The sequence below is a fragment of the Pseudomonas nunensis genome, from assembly GCF_024296925.1.
In the GTDB taxonomy this organism is placed as follows: Bacteria; Pseudomonadota; Gammaproteobacteria; order Pseudomonadales; family Pseudomonadaceae; genus Aquipseudomonas; species Aquipseudomonas nunensis.
The window spans coordinates 495,535-512,787 of the sequence record NZ_CP101125.1 but is presented as its reverse complement, the minus strand read 5'-3'; the positions used below and the strand labels follow the sequence as shown (position 1 = coordinate 512,787).

Here is a 17,253-nt window from a genome sequence, read left to right as displayed (position 1 = left end):
CTGACATGACTCAAGTACCTTCTGTTTCTGTAGATGTGACCACCGCCAACGAATTCATCGCCCGCCACATCGGCCCGCGTTCCGGCGACGAGCAAGCGATGCTCAACAGCCTCGGTTTCGACTCCCTCGAAGCCCTGAGCGCCAGCGTCATTCCTGAAAGCATCAAGGGCACCAGCGTGCTGGGCCTTGAAGACGGCCTGAGCGAAGCCGATGCCCTGGCCTTGATCAAATCCATCGCCGGCAAAAACCAGCTGTTCAAGACCTTCATCGGCCAGGGCTACTACGGCACCCACACGCCGTCGCCGATCCTGCGCAACCTGCTGGAAAATCCGGCCTGGTACACGGCTTACACGCCGTACCAGCCAGAAATTTCCCAGGGCCGTCTCGAAGCGCTGTTGAACTTCCAGACTTTGATCAGCGACCTCACCGGCCTGCCGATCGCCAACGCATCCTTGCTCGACGAAGCCACCGCCGCTGCCGAAGCGATGACTTTTTGCAAACGACTGAGCAAGAACAAGGGCAGCCACGCCTTCTTTGCCTCCGTGCATTGCCACCCGCAAACCCTCGACGTATTGCGCACCCGTGCCGAGCCATTGGGCATCGACGTGGTGGTTGGCGACGAACTCGAACTGACTGACGTGACGCCGTTCTTCGGCGCGCTGCTGCAATACCCGGCAAGCAACGGTGACGTGTTCGATTACCGCGAACTGACCGAACGTTTCCACGCTGCCAACGCGCTGGTCGCCGTCGCGGCTGACCTGCTGGCCCTGACCGTGCTCACCCCGCCGGGCGAATTCGGCGCAGACGTGGCCATCGGCAGCGCGCAACGCTTCGGCGTGCCGCTGGGCTTCGGTGGCCCGCACGCGGCTTACTTCTCCACTAAAGACGCGTTCAAGCGTGACATGCCGGGCCGTCTGGTCGGTGTTTCCGTGGACCGTTTCGGCAAGCCGGCCCTGCGCCTGGCGATGCAGACCCGCGAGCAACATATCCGCCGTGAGAAAGCCACGTCGAACATCTGCACCGCGCAAGTATTGCTGGCCAACATCGCCAGCATGTACGCCGTGTACCACGGCCCTAAAGGCCTGACGCAGATTGCTAATCGCGTGCATCACCTGACCGCGATTCTGGCCCAGGGCCTGAAAGCGATTGGCCTGAACGTCGAGCAAGCAAACTTCTTCGACACGCTGACGATCAAGACCGGCGCCAACACCGCCGCATTGCACGACAAGGCTCGCACCCAGCAGATCAACCTGCGCGTCGTCGATGCCGAACGTCTGGGCCTGTCCCTCGACGAAACCACCTCGCAAGCTGACGTGGAAACCCTGTGGGCCCTGCTGGCCGACGGCAAAGCGCTGCCAGATTTCGCCGCCCTCGCTGCTTCGGTTCAAGCGACTATTCCAGCCGCGCTGGTGCGTCAATCGCCGATCCTCAGCCACCCGGTGTTCAACCGTTACCACTCGGAAACCGAGCTGATGCGCTACCTGCGCAAGCTCGCCGACAAGGACCTGGCGCTGGATCGCACCATGATCCCGCTGGGTTCGTGCACCATGAAACTCAACGCCGCCAGCGAAATGATCCCGGTGACCTGGGCTGAATTCGGTGCGCTGCACCCGTTCGCCCCCGCCGAACAAAGCGCCGGTTACCAGCAACTGACCGACGAACTGGAAGCGATGCTCTGCGCAGCCACCGGTTACGACGCGATCTCGCTGCAACCGAACGCTGGTTCGCAAGGTGAATACGCTGGCCTGCTGGCGATCCGCGCTTACCATCAGAGCCGTGGCGAAGACCGCCGCGACATCTGCCTGATCCCATCGTCCGCCCACGGCACCAACCCGGCCACCGCCAACATGGCTGGCATGCGTGTGGTCGTGACCGCGTGCGATGCGCGTGGCAACGTTGATATCGAAGACTTGCGCGCCAAGGCCATCGAGCACCGCGACCACCTCGCCGCGCTGATGATCACCTACCCGTCGACCCACGGCGTGTTCGAAGAAGGCATCCGCGAAATCTGCGGCATCATTCATGACCACGGCGGCCAGGTGTACATCGACGGCGCCAACATGAACGCGATGGTCGGCCTCTGTGCGCCGGGCAAATTCGGCGGCGACGTGTCCCACCTGAACCTGCACAAAACCTTCTGCATTCCGCACGGCGGTGGCGGCCCGGGCGTTGGCCCGATTGGCGTGAAATCGCACCTGACCCCGTTCCTGCCGGGTCACGGCACCATGGAACGCAAGGAAGGCGCGGTCTGCGCGGCACCGTTCGGCAGCGCGAGCATTTTGCCGATCACCTGGATGTACATTCGGATGATGGGCGGCGCCGGTCTGAAGCGCGCTTCGCAACTGGCGATCCTGAATGCCAACTACATTTCCCGTCGCCTCGAAGAGCACTACCCAGTGCTCTACACCGGCAGCAACGGCCTGGTAGCGCACGAATGCATCCTCGACCTGCGTCCGTTGAAAGACAGCAGCGGCATCAGCGTCGATGACGTCGCCAAGCGCCTGATCGACTTCGGCTTCCATGCGCCGACCATGTCCTTCCCGGTCGCCGGCACGCTGATGATCGAGCCGACCGAAAGCGAATCCAAGGAAGAACTGGACCGCTTCTGCGACGCCATGATCCGCATCCGCGAAGAAATCCGCGCGGTGGAAAACGGCACCCTGGACAAGGACGACAACCCGCTGAAAAACGCTCCGCACACTGCGGCGGAAATCGTTGGCGAGTGGACGCACCCGTATAGCCGTGAGCAGGCGGTTTACCCGGTTGCATCGCTGATCGAAGGCAAATACTGGCCACCGGTCGGTCGCGTCGACAACGTGTTTGGCGATCGCAACCTGGTTTGCGCCTGCCCGTCGATCGAAAGCTACGCTTAAACCACTGAGGGAGCGGGCACACCGCTCCCTCTGATGGAACTGTTCCGGAGCTTTGTAGGAGCGGTGTAGGAGCGGTGTAGGAGCTGTCGAGTGAAACGAGGCTGCGATCTTTTGATCTTGCTTTTTTAAGATCAAGATCAAGATCAAGATCAAAAGATCGCAGCCTCGTTTCACTCGACAGCTCCTACATAGCTCCTAAAGGATGCATCTCCCGCGATGTTGGCGGCTATAACAAGAAACCGGAGAACAACTCATGTCGTTAAGCGTGTTCGACCTGTTCAAGATTGGTATCGGCCCCTCCAGTTCCCACACCGTCGGCCCGATGCGTGCTGCTGCGCGTTTCGCCGAAGGTCTGCGCCGTGAAGGGCTGCTGGCCGCAACCGCCAGCGTCAAAGTCGAGCTCTACGGCTCGCTCGGCGCCACCGGCAAGGGCCACGGCAGTGACAAGGCTGTGTTGCTCGGCCTGGAAGGCGAACACCCGGACACCGTGAACACCGAAACCGTCGCCGCCCGCCTGCAGGAAATTCGCGGTAACGGTCGCCTGAACCTGCTCGGTGAACACAGCATTGCGTTCAACGAAAAAGAACACCTGGCGATGATCCGCAAACCGTTGGCCTATCACCCCAACGGCATGATCTTTCGCGCCTTCGATGCCGCCGGCATTCAGATCCGCAGCCGCGAGTACTACTCGGTCGGCGGCGGTTTTGTCGTCGATGAAGATGCGGCCGGCGCTGACCGCATTGTCGAGGACGCAACGCCCCTGACCTTCCCGTTCAAAAGCGCCAAGGACCTGCTCACCCACTGCACCACCTACGGCTTGTCGATCAGCCAGGTGATGCTGACCAACGAAAGCGCCTGGCGCCCGGAAGCGGAAACCCGCGCCGGGCTGCTGAACATCTGGCAAGTAATGCAGGACTGCGTCGCCGCCGGTTGCCGCAACGAAGGCATCCTGCCCGGTGGCTTGAAGGTCAAGCGTCGTGCCGCCGCGCTGCATCGGCAATTGTGCAAGAACCCGGAGTCGGCGCTGCGCGATCCGCTGTCGGTGCTGGACTGGGTCAACCTATACGCCCTGGCGGTCAACGAAGAAAACGCCAATGGCGGACGCGTCGTCACTGCGCCCACAAACGGTGCAGCGGGGATCGTCCCGGCGGTGTTGCATTACTACATGCGCTTCATTCCCGGCGCCAGCGAAGACGGGGTCGTGCGCTTTCTTCTGACTGCGGCAGCCATCGGCATTCTCTATAAAGAAAACGCCTCGATCTCCGGCGCGGAAGTCGGCTGTCAGGGTGAAGTCGGCGTTGCTTGCTCAATGGCGGCCGGCGCCTTGTGCGAAGTCCTCGGTGGCAGCGTGCAGCAAGTGGAAAACGCCGCTGAGATCGGCATGGAACACAACCTCGGCCTGACCTGCGACCCGATTGGCGGCCTGGTGCAAGTGCCGTGCATCGAGCGCAACGCCATGGGCTCGGTGAAAGCCATCAATGCGGTGCGCATGGCCCTGCGCGGCGACGGGCAACATTTCGTCTCCCTCGACAAGGTCATCCGCACCATGCGCCAGACCGGCGCGGACATGAAAAGCAAATACAAGGAAACCGCCCGTGGCGGTTTGGCGGTCAACATTATCGAGTGCTGATGCACGCATCCGCATTATTTTCAGGAGCTGAATATGTCCACCGAACAATTGCTGAAAACTCCACTGCACGCGCTGCACATCGAACTCGGCGCACGCATGGTGCCGTTCGCCGGCTATGACATGCCGGTGCAATATCCGTTGGGCGTGATGAAAGAACACCAGCACACCCGTGATCAGGCCGGGCTGTTCGATGTCTCGCACATGGGCCAGATCCGCCTGACCGGCGCGAATGCCGCCAAGGCCCTGGAAACTTTGGTGCCGGTGGACATCATCGACTTGCCGGTGGGCATGCAGCGTTACGCAATGTTCACCAACGAGACCGGCGGCATCCTCGACGACCTGATGGTCGCCAACCTCGGTAACGACGAACTGTTCCTGGTGGTCAACGCCGCTTGCAAGGATCAGGACCTGGCGCACCTGCGCAAGCACATCAGCGAGCAGTGCACCATCGAGCCGCTGTTCGAAGAACGTGCGTTGCTGGCGCTGCAAGGCCCCGCCGCCGTGACAGTGCTCGCACGCCTGGCGCCAGAAGTATCGAAAATGACCTTCATGCAGTTCACCCGCGTGAAGCTGTTGGGCGTTGATTGCTTTGTCAGCCGTTCGGGCTACACCGGCGAAGACGGTTTCGAAATCTCGGTCCCGGCCGCCAATGCCGAAGCCCTCGCTCGCGCCCTGCTGGCCGAACCTGAAGTGGCCGCCATTGGCCTCGGCGCCCGTGACTCCCTGCGCCTGGAAGCCGGCCTGTGCCTCTACGGCCACGACATGAACACCGAGACCACCCCGATTGAGGCCAGCCTGCTGTGGGCCATCTCCAAGCCACGTCGTGCCGATGGCGCGCGGGCTGGCGGCTTCCCCGGCTCGGAAAGCGTGTTTGCGCAACAACAAGGCGGGGTCAGCCGCAAGCGCGTTGGCCTGCTGCCGCAAGAACGCACGCCAGTGCGTGAAGGCGCAGAGATCGTCAACGAAGCCGGCGAGATCATCGGCAGCGTGTGCAGCGGCGGCTTCGGGCCGACTTTGGGCGGTCCTCTGGCCATGGGTTACGTGGACAGTGCTTACATTGCTCTCGACACACCCGTTTGGGCGATTGTTCGTGGGAAAAAGGTGGCTTTGCTTGTAAGCAAAATGCCATTTGTTCCACAACGCTACTATCGCGGTTGATTGACTGTTTCTATAAGTAACGCGGTTGCGTTAACAGTGCACTAATCTGTAACGCAACCGCCATAAAACAGTGCAACCTTTCGATAATGAACTTGGCTTATAACGATCGAAAACATTTGAACACCGCCATCGAATAAGCCCGCACTAGTGACCGACTAACAGCCACCAACCTGAGCAAAACCGGGCCCCTCACAGGGGCTTGTTTTTTATTGGCTAGTTGGCGTAGAGTTTGTTCACTGTGTTTGCATGGGTCGCTTGGAATCGTGACCTGGGCAGTAGCCTACAAGTTAGCTACATCCCGTTCGACGTCTTCTTACTCTCCTGCAACCAGCCCCAGTACTCTTTCATGAGAAGGAGACTGTCATTAATTTTTTGCGTCATAGGAAATAAGAAATGTCCCAACGTCAGAGCGGTACCGTCAAGTGGTTTAACGACGAGAAAGGTTTTGGTTTTATCACTCCTGAAAGCGGTCCGGATCTGTTCGTGCATTTCCGCGCCATCCAGGGCAACGGCTTCAAGAGCCTGAAAGAAGGCCAGAAAGTGACTTTCGTCGCTGTGCAAGGCCAGAAAGGCATGCAGGCTGACGAAGTACAAGCAGAAGCCTAACCTTCTGTAACGAAAAAGCCCCTGATGCTGACATCAGGGGCTTTTTTGTGCGCGTAAATCCGTAAAATGGCTTCTTTTTCCGCCAGAGGCTGCCATGTCGAAACACCTGCTCAAACCCCAGGGCGACTTCCCCGCCGCTCACTTGGGTCGTCGCCTGGCAGCGATGTTCTATGACTTCCTGTTGTGTACCGCCCTGCTGATCGTTACCAGCGGCATCTACAAGATGATCCAGATGGCGATCATCGGCGAAGACAAGATGCGCACCCTGACCGAAGCCGGCGCCCTGGACGGTGATCCCTTGCTGTCGACGGTGCTGTTGTTTGTGCTGTTCGGTTTCTTCGCCAAGTTCTGGACCTGGTCCGGTCAGACCCTGGGCATGCAGGTGTGGGGTATCCGCGTACAGAATGCCGATGGGTCGTCCATCAGCCTGTGGCAGGCGTTGTTGCGCTTTGTGGTGTCGATCGGGTCGTGGTTGTGCGTGGGGCTTGGGTTTCTCTGGCCGCTGTTTGATAAGCAGAAGCGCAGCTGGCATGACATGTATTCGAATACGCAGCTTGTGCGGATTCCAAAGAAAACCAAGTAATACAGCCATACAAAAATCATTGTGGGAGCGGGCTTGCTCGCGAAAGCGGTGTTTCAGTCACTGTAAATGTCGACTGATAGACCGCTTTCGCGAGCAAGCCCGCTCCCACAGTTTTTGTTGCCTCAGGCGTTACCCGCCAACTTCATCCGCGCCGCCTGGGTGAAATCCAGCATCCGCTTCAACGGCCGGATCGCCTGCGGAATCAGCGCCGGATCAACAAAGATCTCGTTCGTCCCTTCCTTCAAGCTCTTCAGCGTCCGCTCAAGGGTATTCATCGCCATCCACGGGCAATGCGCGCAACTGCGGCACGCGGCACCGTTACCGGCCGTTGGGGCTTCGATGAAGACCTTGTCCGGGCACAGCTGCTGCATCTTGTAGAAGATGCCGCGATCAGTGGCGACGATCAGCGTCTTGTTCGGCAGGCTTTGCGCGGCGGCGATCAACTGACTGGTGGAACCGACGGCATCCGCCAGTTCGATCACCGCAGTCGGCGACTCTGGGTGCACCAGAATGGCCGCGTCCGGGTACAGCGCTTTCATGTCTTCGAGCTGCTTGGACTTGAACTCTTCGTGAACGATGCAGGCACCGTCCCACAGCAGCATGTCCGCGCCAGTCTTACGCTGGATGTAGGTGCCGAGGTGCTTGTCCGGGCCCCAGATGATCGTCTCGCCGTTATCCATCAGGCTTTCGACAATCTCCAGCGCGCAGCTTGAAGTCACTACCCAGTCGGCCCGGGCTTTAACCGCTGCCGAGGTGTTGGCATACACCACCACCGTGCGTTCCGGGTGCTGATCGCAAAACGCCGAGAACTCGTCCACCGGGCAGCCCAGGTCCAGCGAGCAGGTCGCTTCCAGGGTCGGCATCAGTACGCGTTTTTCCGGGTTGAGAATCTTCGCGGTCTCGCCCATGAACTTCACGCCAGCGACCACCACGGTCTTGGCCGGATGGGCATTGCCGAAGCGGGCCATTTCCAGCGAGTCGGAGACGCAGCCGCCGGTTTCTTCGGCCAGGGCCTGAATCACCGGATCGCAATAGAAGTGAGCAACCAGTACCGCGTCCTGAGCCTTGAGCTCGGCGGCAATGGCAGCGCGGTAATAAGCCTCTTCCTCGGTGGTCAGCGGCTTGGGCTGCTTGGCATCGAGGTGAGCTTGAACCAGAAGACGTTCAGAAATTTGCGTCATGATCGCAAGACCTGCGGGCGCTTTCGCGCGAAAGTCGAGTATACACCCGGCTCCGGACCCCTTGAGGGTACCGCCGGGAGCGTTAGTATTCATCAGGCACAACGTTGGAGCCGGGCAAGGCTACAGAATATCCCGTGGATGCAAAAGATGATTCTGACCTGTGTCACGCGGTGCAGCCCCGCGTTGAGCCGAACACAAATCGCGGGCAAAAAAAAATCCGGAAATCCTCACTTGCGTGGGCCTTCCAGACTTTTAAAACTGCTACAAAAATGGTGGGTCGTGTGGGATTCGAACCTACGACCAATTGGTTAAAAGCCAACTGCTCTACCAACTGAGCTAACGACCCGCTGTGTGGTGGCGCGTATAATACTGATTTTTAAGGACTATTCAACACCTAATTTGAAATAAATCAAAAATAAGGTGTTGGGTCACTGATTCCGGCGGCTGCGAAGCCTTCTGCACGCAGGCGGCAGCTGTCGCACTTGCCGCACGCGTAGCCTTTATCGTCGGCTTGATAGCAGGAAACGGTTAGCCCGTAATCAACGCCCAGCTTCACACCCGCCTCGACGATCTGTGCCTTGCTCAGGTTTTGCAGCGGCGCCTGGATACGGAAACCCTTGCCTTCCACACCAGCCTTGGTCGCCAGATTGGCCATGCGCTCGAAGGACTCGATGAACTCGGGGCGGCAGTCCGGGTAACCGGAGTAGTCCACCGCGTTCACACCGATAAAGATGTCGCGCGCGCCGAGCACTTCGGCCCAGCCCAGTGCCAGGGACAGAAACACCGTGTTGCGCGCCGGCACGTAAGTCACCGGAATACCTTCACCCGCCTCTTCCGGAATATCGATGCTGGTGTCGGTCAATGCCGAGCCGCCCATACCGTTCAGGTTCAGGCCGATCACCTTGTGCTCGACCACACCCAAGTCGCGAGCGACGCGCGCGGCGGCGTGCAATTCGGCATGGGAACGCTGACCGTAGTCGAAGCTCATGGTGTAGCAGGCGTAGCCTTCAGCACGAGCCATGGCCACGACGGTTGCCGAGTCCAGGCCGCCGGACAGCAGGATCACCGCACGTTTTTCGGTAGTGTTCAGTTGTTCGGTCATATCAGCGCCCCGGCTCGTCATTCCAAAGATATTTATGCAGCTGCAATTGCAGACGCACTGGCAGATTGTCCGCCACCACCCAGTCAGCCAGGTCTCGTGCATTCAGGTCATGGTGACTTGGCGAGAACAGCACTTCGCCGGCACGTCGATCAAGACCGTACTGGATCAGCTTGGACACAGCCCAGTCGTAGTCTTCCCGCGAGCAGATGACAAACTTCACCTGGTCGTTGGGCGTCAGCAGTTCGATGTTCTCGTAGCGGTTGCGATGCGCTTCTTTCGATCCTGGGGTTTTCAGGTCGACGACGCGACTGACCCGGGAATCTACCGCCGAGATGTCGAGAGCACCACTGGTTTCCAGTGACACTTCGTAACCGGCGTCGCACAACTGCTTGAGCAATGGGATGGCATTCGGTTGCGCCAACGGCTCCCCGCCGGTGACACAGACGTAGCGCGGACGGAAACCGGCCACTTGCTCGAGGATATCGTCGAGGGGGCGGATGGTACCGCCAGTGAACGCGTAAGCGCTGTCACAGTATTGGCAACGCAATGGGCAACCGGTCAGGCGCACAAAAACAGTGGGCAGCCCGGCAGTCCGCGTTTCACCCTGTAACGAGTAGAAAACTTCGGTGATTCTCAATGTGTCTTGCATAGTCGCCACGGGCGTAACAGCTAAACAGGCTGTCCGCCTCCGTCAGGCTCTTCAAGGAACCCCGCCAACGCGCGAATCCCAAAAAGCGTGTTTCAGAAAAAGGGCGTGAATTCTAACGAAAAAACCCGCGACAAGCGCGGGTTTCTTCTATATCGGGTCAAGCAGGCTTACATGCGTTGCAAATCGCGTTGAGCCAGCTGAGCGGCGGAAGTACCCGGATATTGGGCCACGACCTGTTGCAGAATGCCTTTGACCTTGTCGGTATGACCGAGGCGGCGCTCTACATCAGCCAGCTTGTACAGCGAATCAGGCACTTTGGCGTGCTTGGGGTACAGCTGCGAAACCTTGGCAAACGCCTGACCTGCACCTTGCAGATCGCCTTTGGCCAAGTTGACTTCGCCCAACCAGTACTGGGCATTGCCCGCGTATTGGCTGTTCGGGTATTTGCGCAGGAAAGCGGCGAAAGCCTGGCTGGCCTTGTCGAAATCCTTGGCTTTGATCAGGTCGAAGGCTGCGTCGTAATACAGTTTTTCCTTCGCCGGATCACCCGGTTCACTGCTGGCGGCCGGGGCTTGAGCGGCGACCGCTCCAGCACCTGCGCCTGCAGCGGCTGCTGCACCGGGGGCATTCAACGTGCCACCGGTGGAAGAATTATCAGGAGTGGCGGCTGGTGCAACGCCGGTTCCTATGCGCCGATCAAGATCCTGGTATCGCTCCAGGTTTTCCTGCTTCATGCGCGCTACATCATTTTGCAGAACTTCAATCACACCTTGTTGGCGTGAGATCTGCTCCTGCATGGATTGCAGTTGGTTGAACAGCTCGCCCTGTGCCGAGACAGGGGCCGAAACCCCTCCCCCGGCATAGGCGCCGTTCGTACCGTAACCCGCAGGCGGATAACTGGTCCCGCTAGTGTTTCCGGAATTGTTATCGACCACAGGAACCGCAGCCCACACCGCAAGCGGTGCGAGACTGAGAGCCAGAACAGTTACAGCACGACGGCACGTTCGCATGACGAATTACTTACGCAGTTCGACGCGACGGTTTTGAGCCCAGGACTGCTCGTCGTTGCCGGTAGCAACTGGACGCTCTTCGCCGTAGGAAACCAGTTCCAGCTGAGCTGGGGAAACACCTTGCAGTACCAGGTAGCGCTGAACGGCTTTCGCACGACGCTCGCCCAGTGCCATGTTGTACTCACGAGTACCACGTTCGTCGGTGTTGCCTTCCAGAACAACGCGAGCGCCGTTTGCTTTCAGGTCTTTAGCGTGAACATCCAGAGCGCGCATGGCTTCTGGCTTCAGGTCCGAGCTATCGTATTCGAAGTAGAAAGTGGTGATTGCGCGCAGAGCAGCTTCTTCGCTCAGGGAGCCGTCAACTGCACCAGTGTTAGCGCCGTAACCAGCGTTTGGATCAACAGCGCCTTCACCGGCATTGTCGCCGCCTTTGGACGAGCAACCTACAGCTACAGCCATGGCCAGAGCCAGCGCAGCAAATTTACCAAACTTCAGCATTTCCATCGTGAAACTCCTAATGAACCCCAGTGTGTTAAGTAAAACGTGTAGCGCCGCGTCAGTTCAGGTAAGGGGACCAGGAAGGTTCTCTGACTTCGCCTTGTGCGGTAGGAAGCGGGAGCCTTACGCGTCCATTAATGGACACGAGCATCAAGACTCCCCGGCCCTGCTGGCGGGTGGCGTAGATTACCATGGTGCCGTTGGGCGCAACAGTAGGCGACTCGTCCAGAGTGCTATCAGTGAGGATTTTTACGCTTCCGCGCTGCAAATCCTGGGCCGCCACCTTGAAATTAGTGAAGCCATCCTGGCGGTGAATCATCACCAGGGTCTTTTCATCGGCCGAAAGTTTCGGGTTTGCGTTGTAGTTACCGATGAAAGTCACGCGTTCCGCACCGCCACCACCGACGCTGGTCTTGTAGATTTGTGGCTTGCCGCCACGGTCGGAGGTGAAGTAGATGGTCGAACCATCTTTACCCCAGAACGGTTCGGTGTTGATGCCAGGACCGTTGGTGACGCGGGAGATCTGACGTGAACCCAGGTTCATCACATAGATGTCCGGGTTGCCGTCTTTCGACAGTACGAATGCCAGGCGATTGCCATCCGGCGACCAGGCTGGCGCGCCATTCAGGCCTTCGAAGTTGGTGATCTGCTCACGGCGACCGGTGTCGATGTTCTGCATGAAGATGCGCGGACGCTTCTGCTCGAACGAAACATAGGCGATGCGCTTGCCATCCGGTGCGAAACGCGGCGACAGGATCGGCTCGCGCGATTGCAGCAGGGTCACGGCGCGGGCGCCGTCATAGTCCGAACGTTGCAGCGTGTAGCGCGTGTTCTTCTCGGAGAAACGCTCGGCTGTCACGTACAGCAGGCGTGTCGAGAACGCACCTTTAATACCGGTGAGTTTTTCGAACGACTGGTCAGCGATGTAGTGAGCCATGTCGCGCAGTTGATCGACGCTGCCCGACACGCTGCCGGTCAGCACTTGCTGCTCGGTGGCGACGTTGAACAAAGCGTACTGAACCTGCAGGCGACCGCCCGCCGGAACAATGCTGCCGACCATGATGTACTGGGCGCTGATCGCCTTCCAGTCACGGAAAATGATTTCGCTGGCCTGGCTCGGCTGGCTGATCATTTGCTGCTTTGGAATCGGCGAGTAGTAGCCCGAGTTGCGCAAATCGTTACCAATGATTTCGGCCATGTCGTCCGGCAGGACGGTACCGCCCTGGAAGCCGAACGGTACTACCGCAATCGGGGTGGCCCGATCACTGCCGCTGGTGACCAGAATGTTTTTTTCATCTGCTACCGCCATCCCTGCCAGGCAGCAGATAACGACAAGCATTCCTCGAAGAAGGTTTCTCACAAGGCTAGATCCTCAGGTGTGAATGTCATCTTGAATGAACGATACGGAGCGAAATCGCTCGGCTTCATTCCCTGCATTTCTGTCAAACGTCCAATATTCTTGACCGCAGCCACAGCAGACGAGTCGAACGGACCATCGCCACTGGACTTGGAAACGCTGACCGAAGTCACCGTACCGTCCGGCAACATGCCGATTTGCAACACGACCGTCATGCCTTTGCGTGCCGAAGGTGGACGAGCCCAGCCTTCCGCTGCACGAGCACGAATCAAATCATCGAAACTGCCGGCGACTTCATCGCCCTGCTCATCAGCCAACGCCTGCTGACGCTGCGGCGTGTCGGAAAGCAAATCTGCCAAGGCCTGGGCCTTTTTGTCTTCGGTAGATTTACGTGCCGCATCCTGCGATTTCTTCTTCGCAGCATCGGCAGCAGCTTTCTTCTTCGCTTCGTCGGCGACTTTCTTCTTCGCCTCTTCAGCTTCAGCTTTTTTCTTGGCGTCGTCCGCGGCTTTCTTCTTCGCGTCTTCGACGATCTTTTTCTTCGCTTCTTCAGCGGCCGCTTTCTTGGCCTCTTCTTCAGCAGCTTTCTTGGCTTCTTCTTCAGATTTCTTCTTGGCTATATCAGCCAATTGTTTCTCTTCGGCCTTTTTGGCTTCGGCGGTCTTCTTGGCTTCGTCGGCTTTCTTGGCTTCATCAGCCTTTTTCGCTTCCTCAGACTTCTTGGACTCGTCGGCCTTCTTGGCTTCCTCGGCTTTTTGAGCCGCTTCTTCTTTCTTTTGTTCCGCAGCCTTCACCGCTTCCTGCTCGACCTTCTTCTGCTCCATCTGTTCGACTTCGGTTTGACGCGCGGCAGACTTCACCGCTTCACCCGCAATCTTCTGATTGGTCTGGGTGGTCGCCCGACTTTTCGATTTCAGCTGGTACAGGGTCGCCTGGACAATCGGCTTGGCCGGCGGCAACTCAGGCGTCATGGCGAAACTGACGAACAGCATGCCGAAAACCAGCACGTGCAAGCCAATCGCCCAGACACTAGGCCAGAAGTAGCTTTCCGAGGCTGTTGGCTCTCGTTGTTGCTGCATCAGGGCGCCTCGGTAATCAAGCCAACATTACCGACTCCGGCCTTCTGCAACCCGCCCATGGCGCCCATGACCGAACCGTAGTCGACAGTCTTGTCGCCACGAATGAAGACTTGGGTGTGCTTGCCGTTTTCGTTGCCGGCGCTGATGATTTTGGTCACGGCGCTGGTCATCTGCGGCAAGGTCATGGCCTTGTCCTGCTGCTTGTCGGTGTCGACTTCGCTGCCAAGGTTCCAGTAATAGGTCTTGTCAGACTTGATCGAAATGGTCAGGACCTGGGTGTTGTTGTCCTGCGGCAAGGCTTCGCTGGAAACCTTGGGCAGATCAACCTTCACGCCCTGATTGAGCATCGGCGCGGTCACCATGAAGATGACCAGCAGTACCAGCATCACGTCGATGTAAGGCACTACGTTCATCTCGGCGACCGGCTTGCGCTTTTTGCGAGCTCGAGCGATTAAAGCCATTGGAAATTACCTGCTTATTCTTCGCTGGTGTGCACTTTGCGGTGCAGGATCGCCTGGAATTCGTCGGCGAAGGTGTAGTAACGGCTCAGCAGGGTTTCGCTGCGAGCAGCAAAACGGTTGTAAGCGATAACGGCCGGGATGGCTGCGAACAGGCCGATGGCAGTAGCCACCAGTGCTTCGGCGATGCCCGGGGCCACGGTGGCCAGGGTCGCTTGCTGGGCAGTTGCCAGGCCACGGAAGGAGTTCATGATGCCCCAGACCGTACCGAACAGACCGATGTACGGGCTGACGGAACCGACGGTGGCGAGGAACGGCAAGCTCTGCTCGAGCTTTTCTTCTTCGCGGGAAATGGCGACGCGCATGGCACGGGCCACGCCTTCCATGACCGCTTCCGGGTCAACGCCTGGCTGCTGACGCAGACGGGAGAATTCCTTGAAACCGGCACGGAAGATCTGCTCGACGCCCGAATCCGGGTCAGGGTTGCTGCCGGCCTGACGGTAGAGTTTGGACAGGTCGATACCCGACCAGAAGCGCTCTTCAAAGCTCTCCAGGGCACGTCGACCGGCGCGCAGCAAATTGCTGCGCTGAAAGATCATGATCCATGAGGTCACCGATGCGGCTACCAGAATCAGCATTACCAACTGCACCACGACGCTGGCATTGCTGACCAGGCTCCACATGGAGGAATGGTCGACGACGTTAGCTTCCACGCTTTATCTCCTGCTTTGAGTGTGTACCCGCGCCGCTCACGTCGGCAAAGGCCGCACGTAGAGCTTCGGGAATGGCCCGGGGTTTCAAACTGTTAGTGCGCACACAGGCCACCAGAAACTGCCCTTCACAGAGCAGCGCATTATCCGTAGCCCGCCTGACTTGCTGTTTAAAGCGCAGGCTGACACGGTTCAATTCGATTACTTCAGCGCTTACCAGGAGTTCGTCGTCCAGTCGCGCCGGCGCGTGGTAACGCGCTTCGCTGGAATGCACGACGAACAACAGGTCCTCCCCTGCCAGCTGGGATTGGGCAAAGCCCAGTTCCCGGAGCCGCTCGGTTCGAGCCCGTTCCATAAACTTGAGGTAATTAACGTAATACACGATGCCGCCCGCATCGGTGTCCTCGTAATAAACGCGACAACGATGTGCGAAAGGCTCAAGCCCGTTTTGCGCGCGCATACTCTAGTGCTTACTCCTCAGGTTGCCAATCCGGCGAGGCAACTGTTTTTCATTGTTCTGCGGCTTTCTAGTGAAAGATTCGTCATGTGAGCCACTAGGACCACACAAACCCCCAATCGATCAGCCCGCAAACGTTAATTAATCGTCTACTGCATCGAGAAATTCGTCTACCACGGGCATCTCACCCAATCGTGACGGAATGTTTAAACCAAAGTGCAGATACGCGTGCCGGGTCACTACCCGCCCCCGCGGGGTTCGCATGATATAGCCTTGCTGGATCAGGTACGGTTCCAGCACGTCTTCAATGGTGTGGCGCTCTTCACTGATGGCCGCCGCGAGGCTGTCTACGCCAACCGGGCCGCCGTCGAACTTCTCGATCATGGTCAACAGCAGACGCCGGTCCTGGTGATCGAAACCGCGCTCGTCGACATCCAGCAGGTTCAGGGCCAGGTCGGCAATCGGCTTGGTGATGTGGCCCTTGGCGCGCACTTCGGCGAAATCCCGCACCCGGCGCAGCAAACGGTTGGCGATACGCGGCGTACCACGCGCACGGCGGGCGATTTCAAAGGCGCCCTCCGGGTCCAGCGGCAAGCCGAGAATGCTCGCCGAACGGCTGACAATCGTCGCGAGGTCGGCGGTGCTGTAGAACTCCAGGCGCTGGACAATCCCGAAACGGTCGCGCAACGGGTTGGTCAGCATGCCGGCGCGAGTGGTCGCGCCAACCAGGGTGAACGGCGGCAGATCCAGCTTGATCGAACGCGCGGCCGGCCCTTCGCCGATCATGATGTCGAGCTGGAAATCTTCCATGGCCGGGTACAGCACTTCCTCGACGATCGGCGACAGCCGATGGATTTCGTCGATGAACAGCACGTCGTGGGGCTCAAGGTTAGTCAGCAGCGCCGCCAGATCACCCGGGCGCTCGAGGACCGGGCCCGAGGTGCTTTTGATCGACACGCCCATTTCCTGGGCGATGATATTGGCGAGCGTGGTTTTACCCAGGCCCGGCGGACCGAAGATCAGCGTGTGGTCCAGGGATTCGCTGCGGCCACGGGCGGCCTGGATGAACAACTCCATTTGCTCGCGGACGGTCGGCTGGCCAATGTACTCGGCCAGGCTGAGGGGACGAATCGCCCGGTCCTGGACTTCCTCGCGGTCGCGGGGGCCAGGCGTGGCGGCAATCAGACGATCAGCTTCAATCACTTAAATCATTCCCTTCAGGGCACGACGAATCAGGTCTTCACTGCTCAAGCCTTTCTCCTTGATCGAGGTAATCGCCTTGCTGGCTTCTTGCGGCTTGTAGCCCAAGGAGACCAGCGCGCTGATCGCATCACTCTCGGCGGTGACCACCGAGGCTGGCGTATCCGGGCCACCCGGCTGGTTAGGCACCAGGGCGAACATCGCCGGCACGGTTTCCCAAGCCTTGAAGCGGTCCTTGAGTTCCACCAGCAAACGCTCGGCGGTCTTCTTGCCCACGCCCGGCACCTTGGTCAGCGCGGAGGTGTCCTGGGATTGCACGCAACGCACCAGCTCATCGACTTCCAGGCTCGACATCAAGGCCAGGGCCAGTTTCGGTCCTACACCATTGAGACGGATCAACTCGCGAAAAAAGTCTCGCTCACGCTTGCCGTAGAAGCCATAGAGTAACTGCGCGTCTTCGCGTACGACTAAATGGGTGTGCAAGGTCAGCGGTTCACCGACCGACGGCAAGCGGTACAGCGTGGTCATGGGCACTTCCAGCTCATACCCCAGGCCGTTTACATCCAGAATCAGGTGCGGCGGCTGTTTCTCAGCCAGGGTGCCGCGCAAGCGTCCAATCACGTTTCGAATCCTTGAGCGTTGGCCAGCCCGAGGCCAGCGACTGACAGAGCAAGGATTTTGCGCCGACAACACAGGCGCAAA

General features: G+C 58.9%; 17 protein-coding genes and 1 tRNA gene. 5 read left to right on the top strand and 13 right to left on the bottom strand.

Going from position 1 to position 17,253, the window contains the following annotated elements; genetic code table 11:
- Positions 1-5: 5 nt before the first annotated feature.
- The 5 genes from gcvP (at position 6) to NK667_RS02295 (ending at position 6,850) form a co-directional block, all read left to right on the top strand.
- Complete coding sequence (gene gcvP / locus NK667_RS02315; RefSeq protein WP_054613731.1) at positions 6-2,873, top strand: aminomethyl-transferring glycine dehydrogenase; 2,868 nt, start codon at positions 6-8, stop codon at positions 2,871-2,873.
- 253 nt (positions 2,874-3,126) lie between these two features.
- Entirely contained in the window at positions 3,127-4,503 is a 1,377-nt protein-coding gene (locus NK667_RS02310; RefSeq protein ID WP_054613730.1) for an L-serine ammonia-lyase, read from the top strand.
- Positions 4,504-4,536: 33 nt separating this feature from the next.
- Positions 4,537-5,661, top strand: a complete 1,125-nt coding sequence (gene gcvT / locus NK667_RS02305; protein ID WP_054613729.1) for a glycine cleavage system aminomethyltransferase GcvT — start codon at positions 4,537-4,539, stop codon at positions 5,659-5,661.
- A 393-nt stretch (positions 5,662-6,054) separates the two neighbouring features.
- Positions 6,055-6,267, top strand: a complete 213-nt coding sequence (locus NK667_RS02300) for a cold-shock protein (protein ID WP_003175786.1) — start codon at positions 6,055-6,057, stop codon at positions 6,265-6,267.
- Between the two features lie 94 nt (positions 6,268-6,361).
- A complete protein-coding gene (locus NK667_RS02295) occupies positions 6,362-6,850 on the top strand; it encodes an RDD family protein (protein WP_054044977.1) in 489 nt (162 codons plus the stop codon).
- A gap of 122 nt (positions 6,851-6,972) precedes the next feature.
- Here NK667_RS02295 and nadA read toward each other — a convergent pair whose 3' ends face one another.
- From nadA to ruvA, 13 genes are all read right to left on the bottom strand, one after another.
- Entirely contained in the window at positions 6,973-8,031 is a 1,059-nt protein-coding gene (nadA, locus tag NK667_RS02290; RefSeq protein ID WP_054044979.1) for a quinolinate synthase NadA, read from the bottom strand.
- Positions 8,032-8,301: 270 nt separating this feature from the next.
- Positions 8,302-8,377 (bottom strand) — tRNA-Lys (locus NK667_RS02285).
- 63 nt (positions 8,378-8,440) lie between these two features.
- The gene (gene queC / locus NK667_RS02280) at positions 8,441-9,133 is read right to left on the bottom strand and encodes a 7-cyano-7-deazaguanine synthase QueC (protein ID WP_054613728.1); all 693 of its coding nucleotides are present in this window, start codon (positions 9,131-9,133) and stop codon (positions 8,441-8,443) included.
- 1 nt (position 9,134) lies between these two features.
- Entirely contained in the window at positions 9,135-9,782 is a 648-nt protein-coding gene (gene queE, locus NK667_RS02275; protein ID WP_046032066.1) for a 7-carboxy-7-deazaguanine synthase QueE, read from the bottom strand.
- A 167-nt stretch (positions 9,783-9,949) separates the two neighbouring features.
- A complete protein-coding gene (gene ybgF / locus NK667_RS02270; RefSeq protein ID WP_054613727.1) occupies positions 9,950-10,792 on the bottom strand; it encodes a tol-pal system protein YbgF in 843 nt (280 codons plus the stop codon).
- A 6-nt stretch (positions 10,793-10,798) separates the two neighbouring features.
- Positions 10,799-11,296, bottom strand: a complete 498-nt coding sequence (gene pal / locus NK667_RS02265) for a peptidoglycan-associated lipoprotein Pal (RefSeq protein ID WP_003178634.1) — start codon at positions 11,294-11,296, stop codon at positions 10,799-10,801.
- A 52-nt stretch (positions 11,297-11,348) separates the two neighbouring features.
- The gene (tolB, locus tag NK667_RS02260; protein ID WP_054044985.1) at positions 11,349-12,599 is read right to left on the bottom strand and encodes a Tol-Pal system beta propeller repeat protein TolB; all 1,251 of its coding nucleotides are present in this window, start codon (positions 12,597-12,599) and stop codon (positions 11,349-11,351) included.
- A gap of 47 nt (positions 12,600-12,646) precedes the next feature.
- Entirely contained in the window at positions 12,647-13,726 is a 1,080-nt protein-coding gene (gene tolA / locus NK667_RS02255; protein WP_054044986.1) for a cell envelope integrity protein TolA, read from the bottom strand.
- Entirely contained in the window at positions 13,726-14,178 is a 453-nt protein-coding gene (gene tolR / locus NK667_RS02250) for a protein TolR (protein WP_161807657.1), read from the bottom strand. Before tolR ends, tolA begins: the two co-directional genes overlap by 1 nt.
- Before the next feature lie 23 nt (positions 14,179-14,201).
- Positions 14,202-14,897, bottom strand: a complete 696-nt coding sequence (gene tolQ / locus NK667_RS02245) for a protein TolQ (protein WP_054044990.1) — start codon at positions 14,895-14,897, stop codon at positions 14,202-14,204.
- Positions 14,887-15,354 (bottom strand): tol-pal system-associated acyl-CoA thioesterase, encoded by a 468-nt coding sequence (gene ybgC, locus NK667_RS02240; protein WP_054044992.1) that lies wholly within the window; start codon positions 15,352-15,354, stop codon positions 14,887-14,889. Before ybgC ends, tolQ begins: the two co-directional genes overlap by 11 nt.
- Positions 15,355-15,492: 138 nt before the next feature.
- Positions 15,493-16,554 carry a Holliday junction branch migration DNA helicase RuvB gene (gene ruvB / locus NK667_RS02235; protein ID WP_054044994.1) on the bottom strand — a complete coding sequence of 354 codons (1,062 nt, stop codon included), beginning with the start codon at positions 16,552-16,554 and terminating at the stop codon, positions 15,493-15,495.
- On the bottom strand, positions 16,555-17,172 hold the full coding sequence (ruvA, locus tag NK667_RS02230) for a Holliday junction branch migration protein RuvA (RefSeq protein ID WP_054613725.1): 618 nt from the start codon (positions 17,170-17,172) through the stop codon (positions 16,555-16,557).
- Positions 17,173-17,253: the final 81 nt, after the last annotated feature.

Bases quoted from the DNA above. Each gene is read 5' to 3' on its own strand.
- tolA (WP_054044986.1), bottom strand. From the start codon at position 13,726: ATGCAGCAACAACGAGAGCCAACAGCCTCGGAAAGCTACTTCTGGCCT.
- NK667_RS02295 (WP_054044977.1), top strand. From the start codon at position 6,362: ATGTCGAAACACCTGCTCAAACCCCAGGGCGACTTCCCCGCCGCTCAC.
- ybgC (WP_054044992.1), bottom strand. From the start codon at position 15,354: ATGCGCGCGCAAAACGGGCTTGAGCCTTTCGCACATCGTTGTCGCGTT.
- nadA (WP_054044979.1), bottom strand. From the start codon at position 8,031: ATGACGCAAATTTCTGAACGTCTTCTGGTTCAAGCTCACCTCGATGCC.
- gcvP (WP_054613731.1), top strand. From the start codon at position 6: ATGACTCAAGTACCTTCTGTTTCTGTAGATGTGACCACCGCCAACGAA.
- tolB (WP_054044985.1), bottom strand. From the start codon at position 12,599: ATGGCGGTAGCAGATGAAAAAAACATTCTGGTCACCAGCGGCAGTGAT.
- NK667_RS02310 (WP_054613730.1), top strand. From the start codon at position 3,127: ATGTCGTTAAGCGTGTTCGACCTGTTCAAGATTGGTATCGGCCCCTCC.
- pal (WP_003178634.1), bottom strand. From the start codon at position 11,296: ATGGAAATGCTGAAGTTTGGTAAATTTGCTGCGCTGGCTCTGGCCATG.
- ybgF (WP_054613727.1), bottom strand. From the start codon at position 10,792: ATGCGAACGTGCCGTCGTGCTGTAACTGTTCTGGCTCTCAGTCTCGCA.
- NK667_RS02300 (WP_003175786.1), top strand. From the start codon at position 6,055: ATGTCCCAACGTCAGAGCGGTACCGTCAAGTGGTTTAACGACGAGAAA.
- gcvT (WP_054613729.1), top strand. From the start codon at position 4,537: ATGTCCACCGAACAATTGCTGAAAACTCCACTGCACGCGCTGCACATC.
- queC (WP_054613728.1), bottom strand. From the start codon at position 9,133: ATGACCGAACAACTGAACACTACCGAAAAACGTGCGGTGATCCTGCTG.
- queE (WP_046032066.1), bottom strand. From the start codon at position 9,782: ATGCAAGACACATTGAGAATCACCGAAGTTTTCTACTCGTTACAGGGT.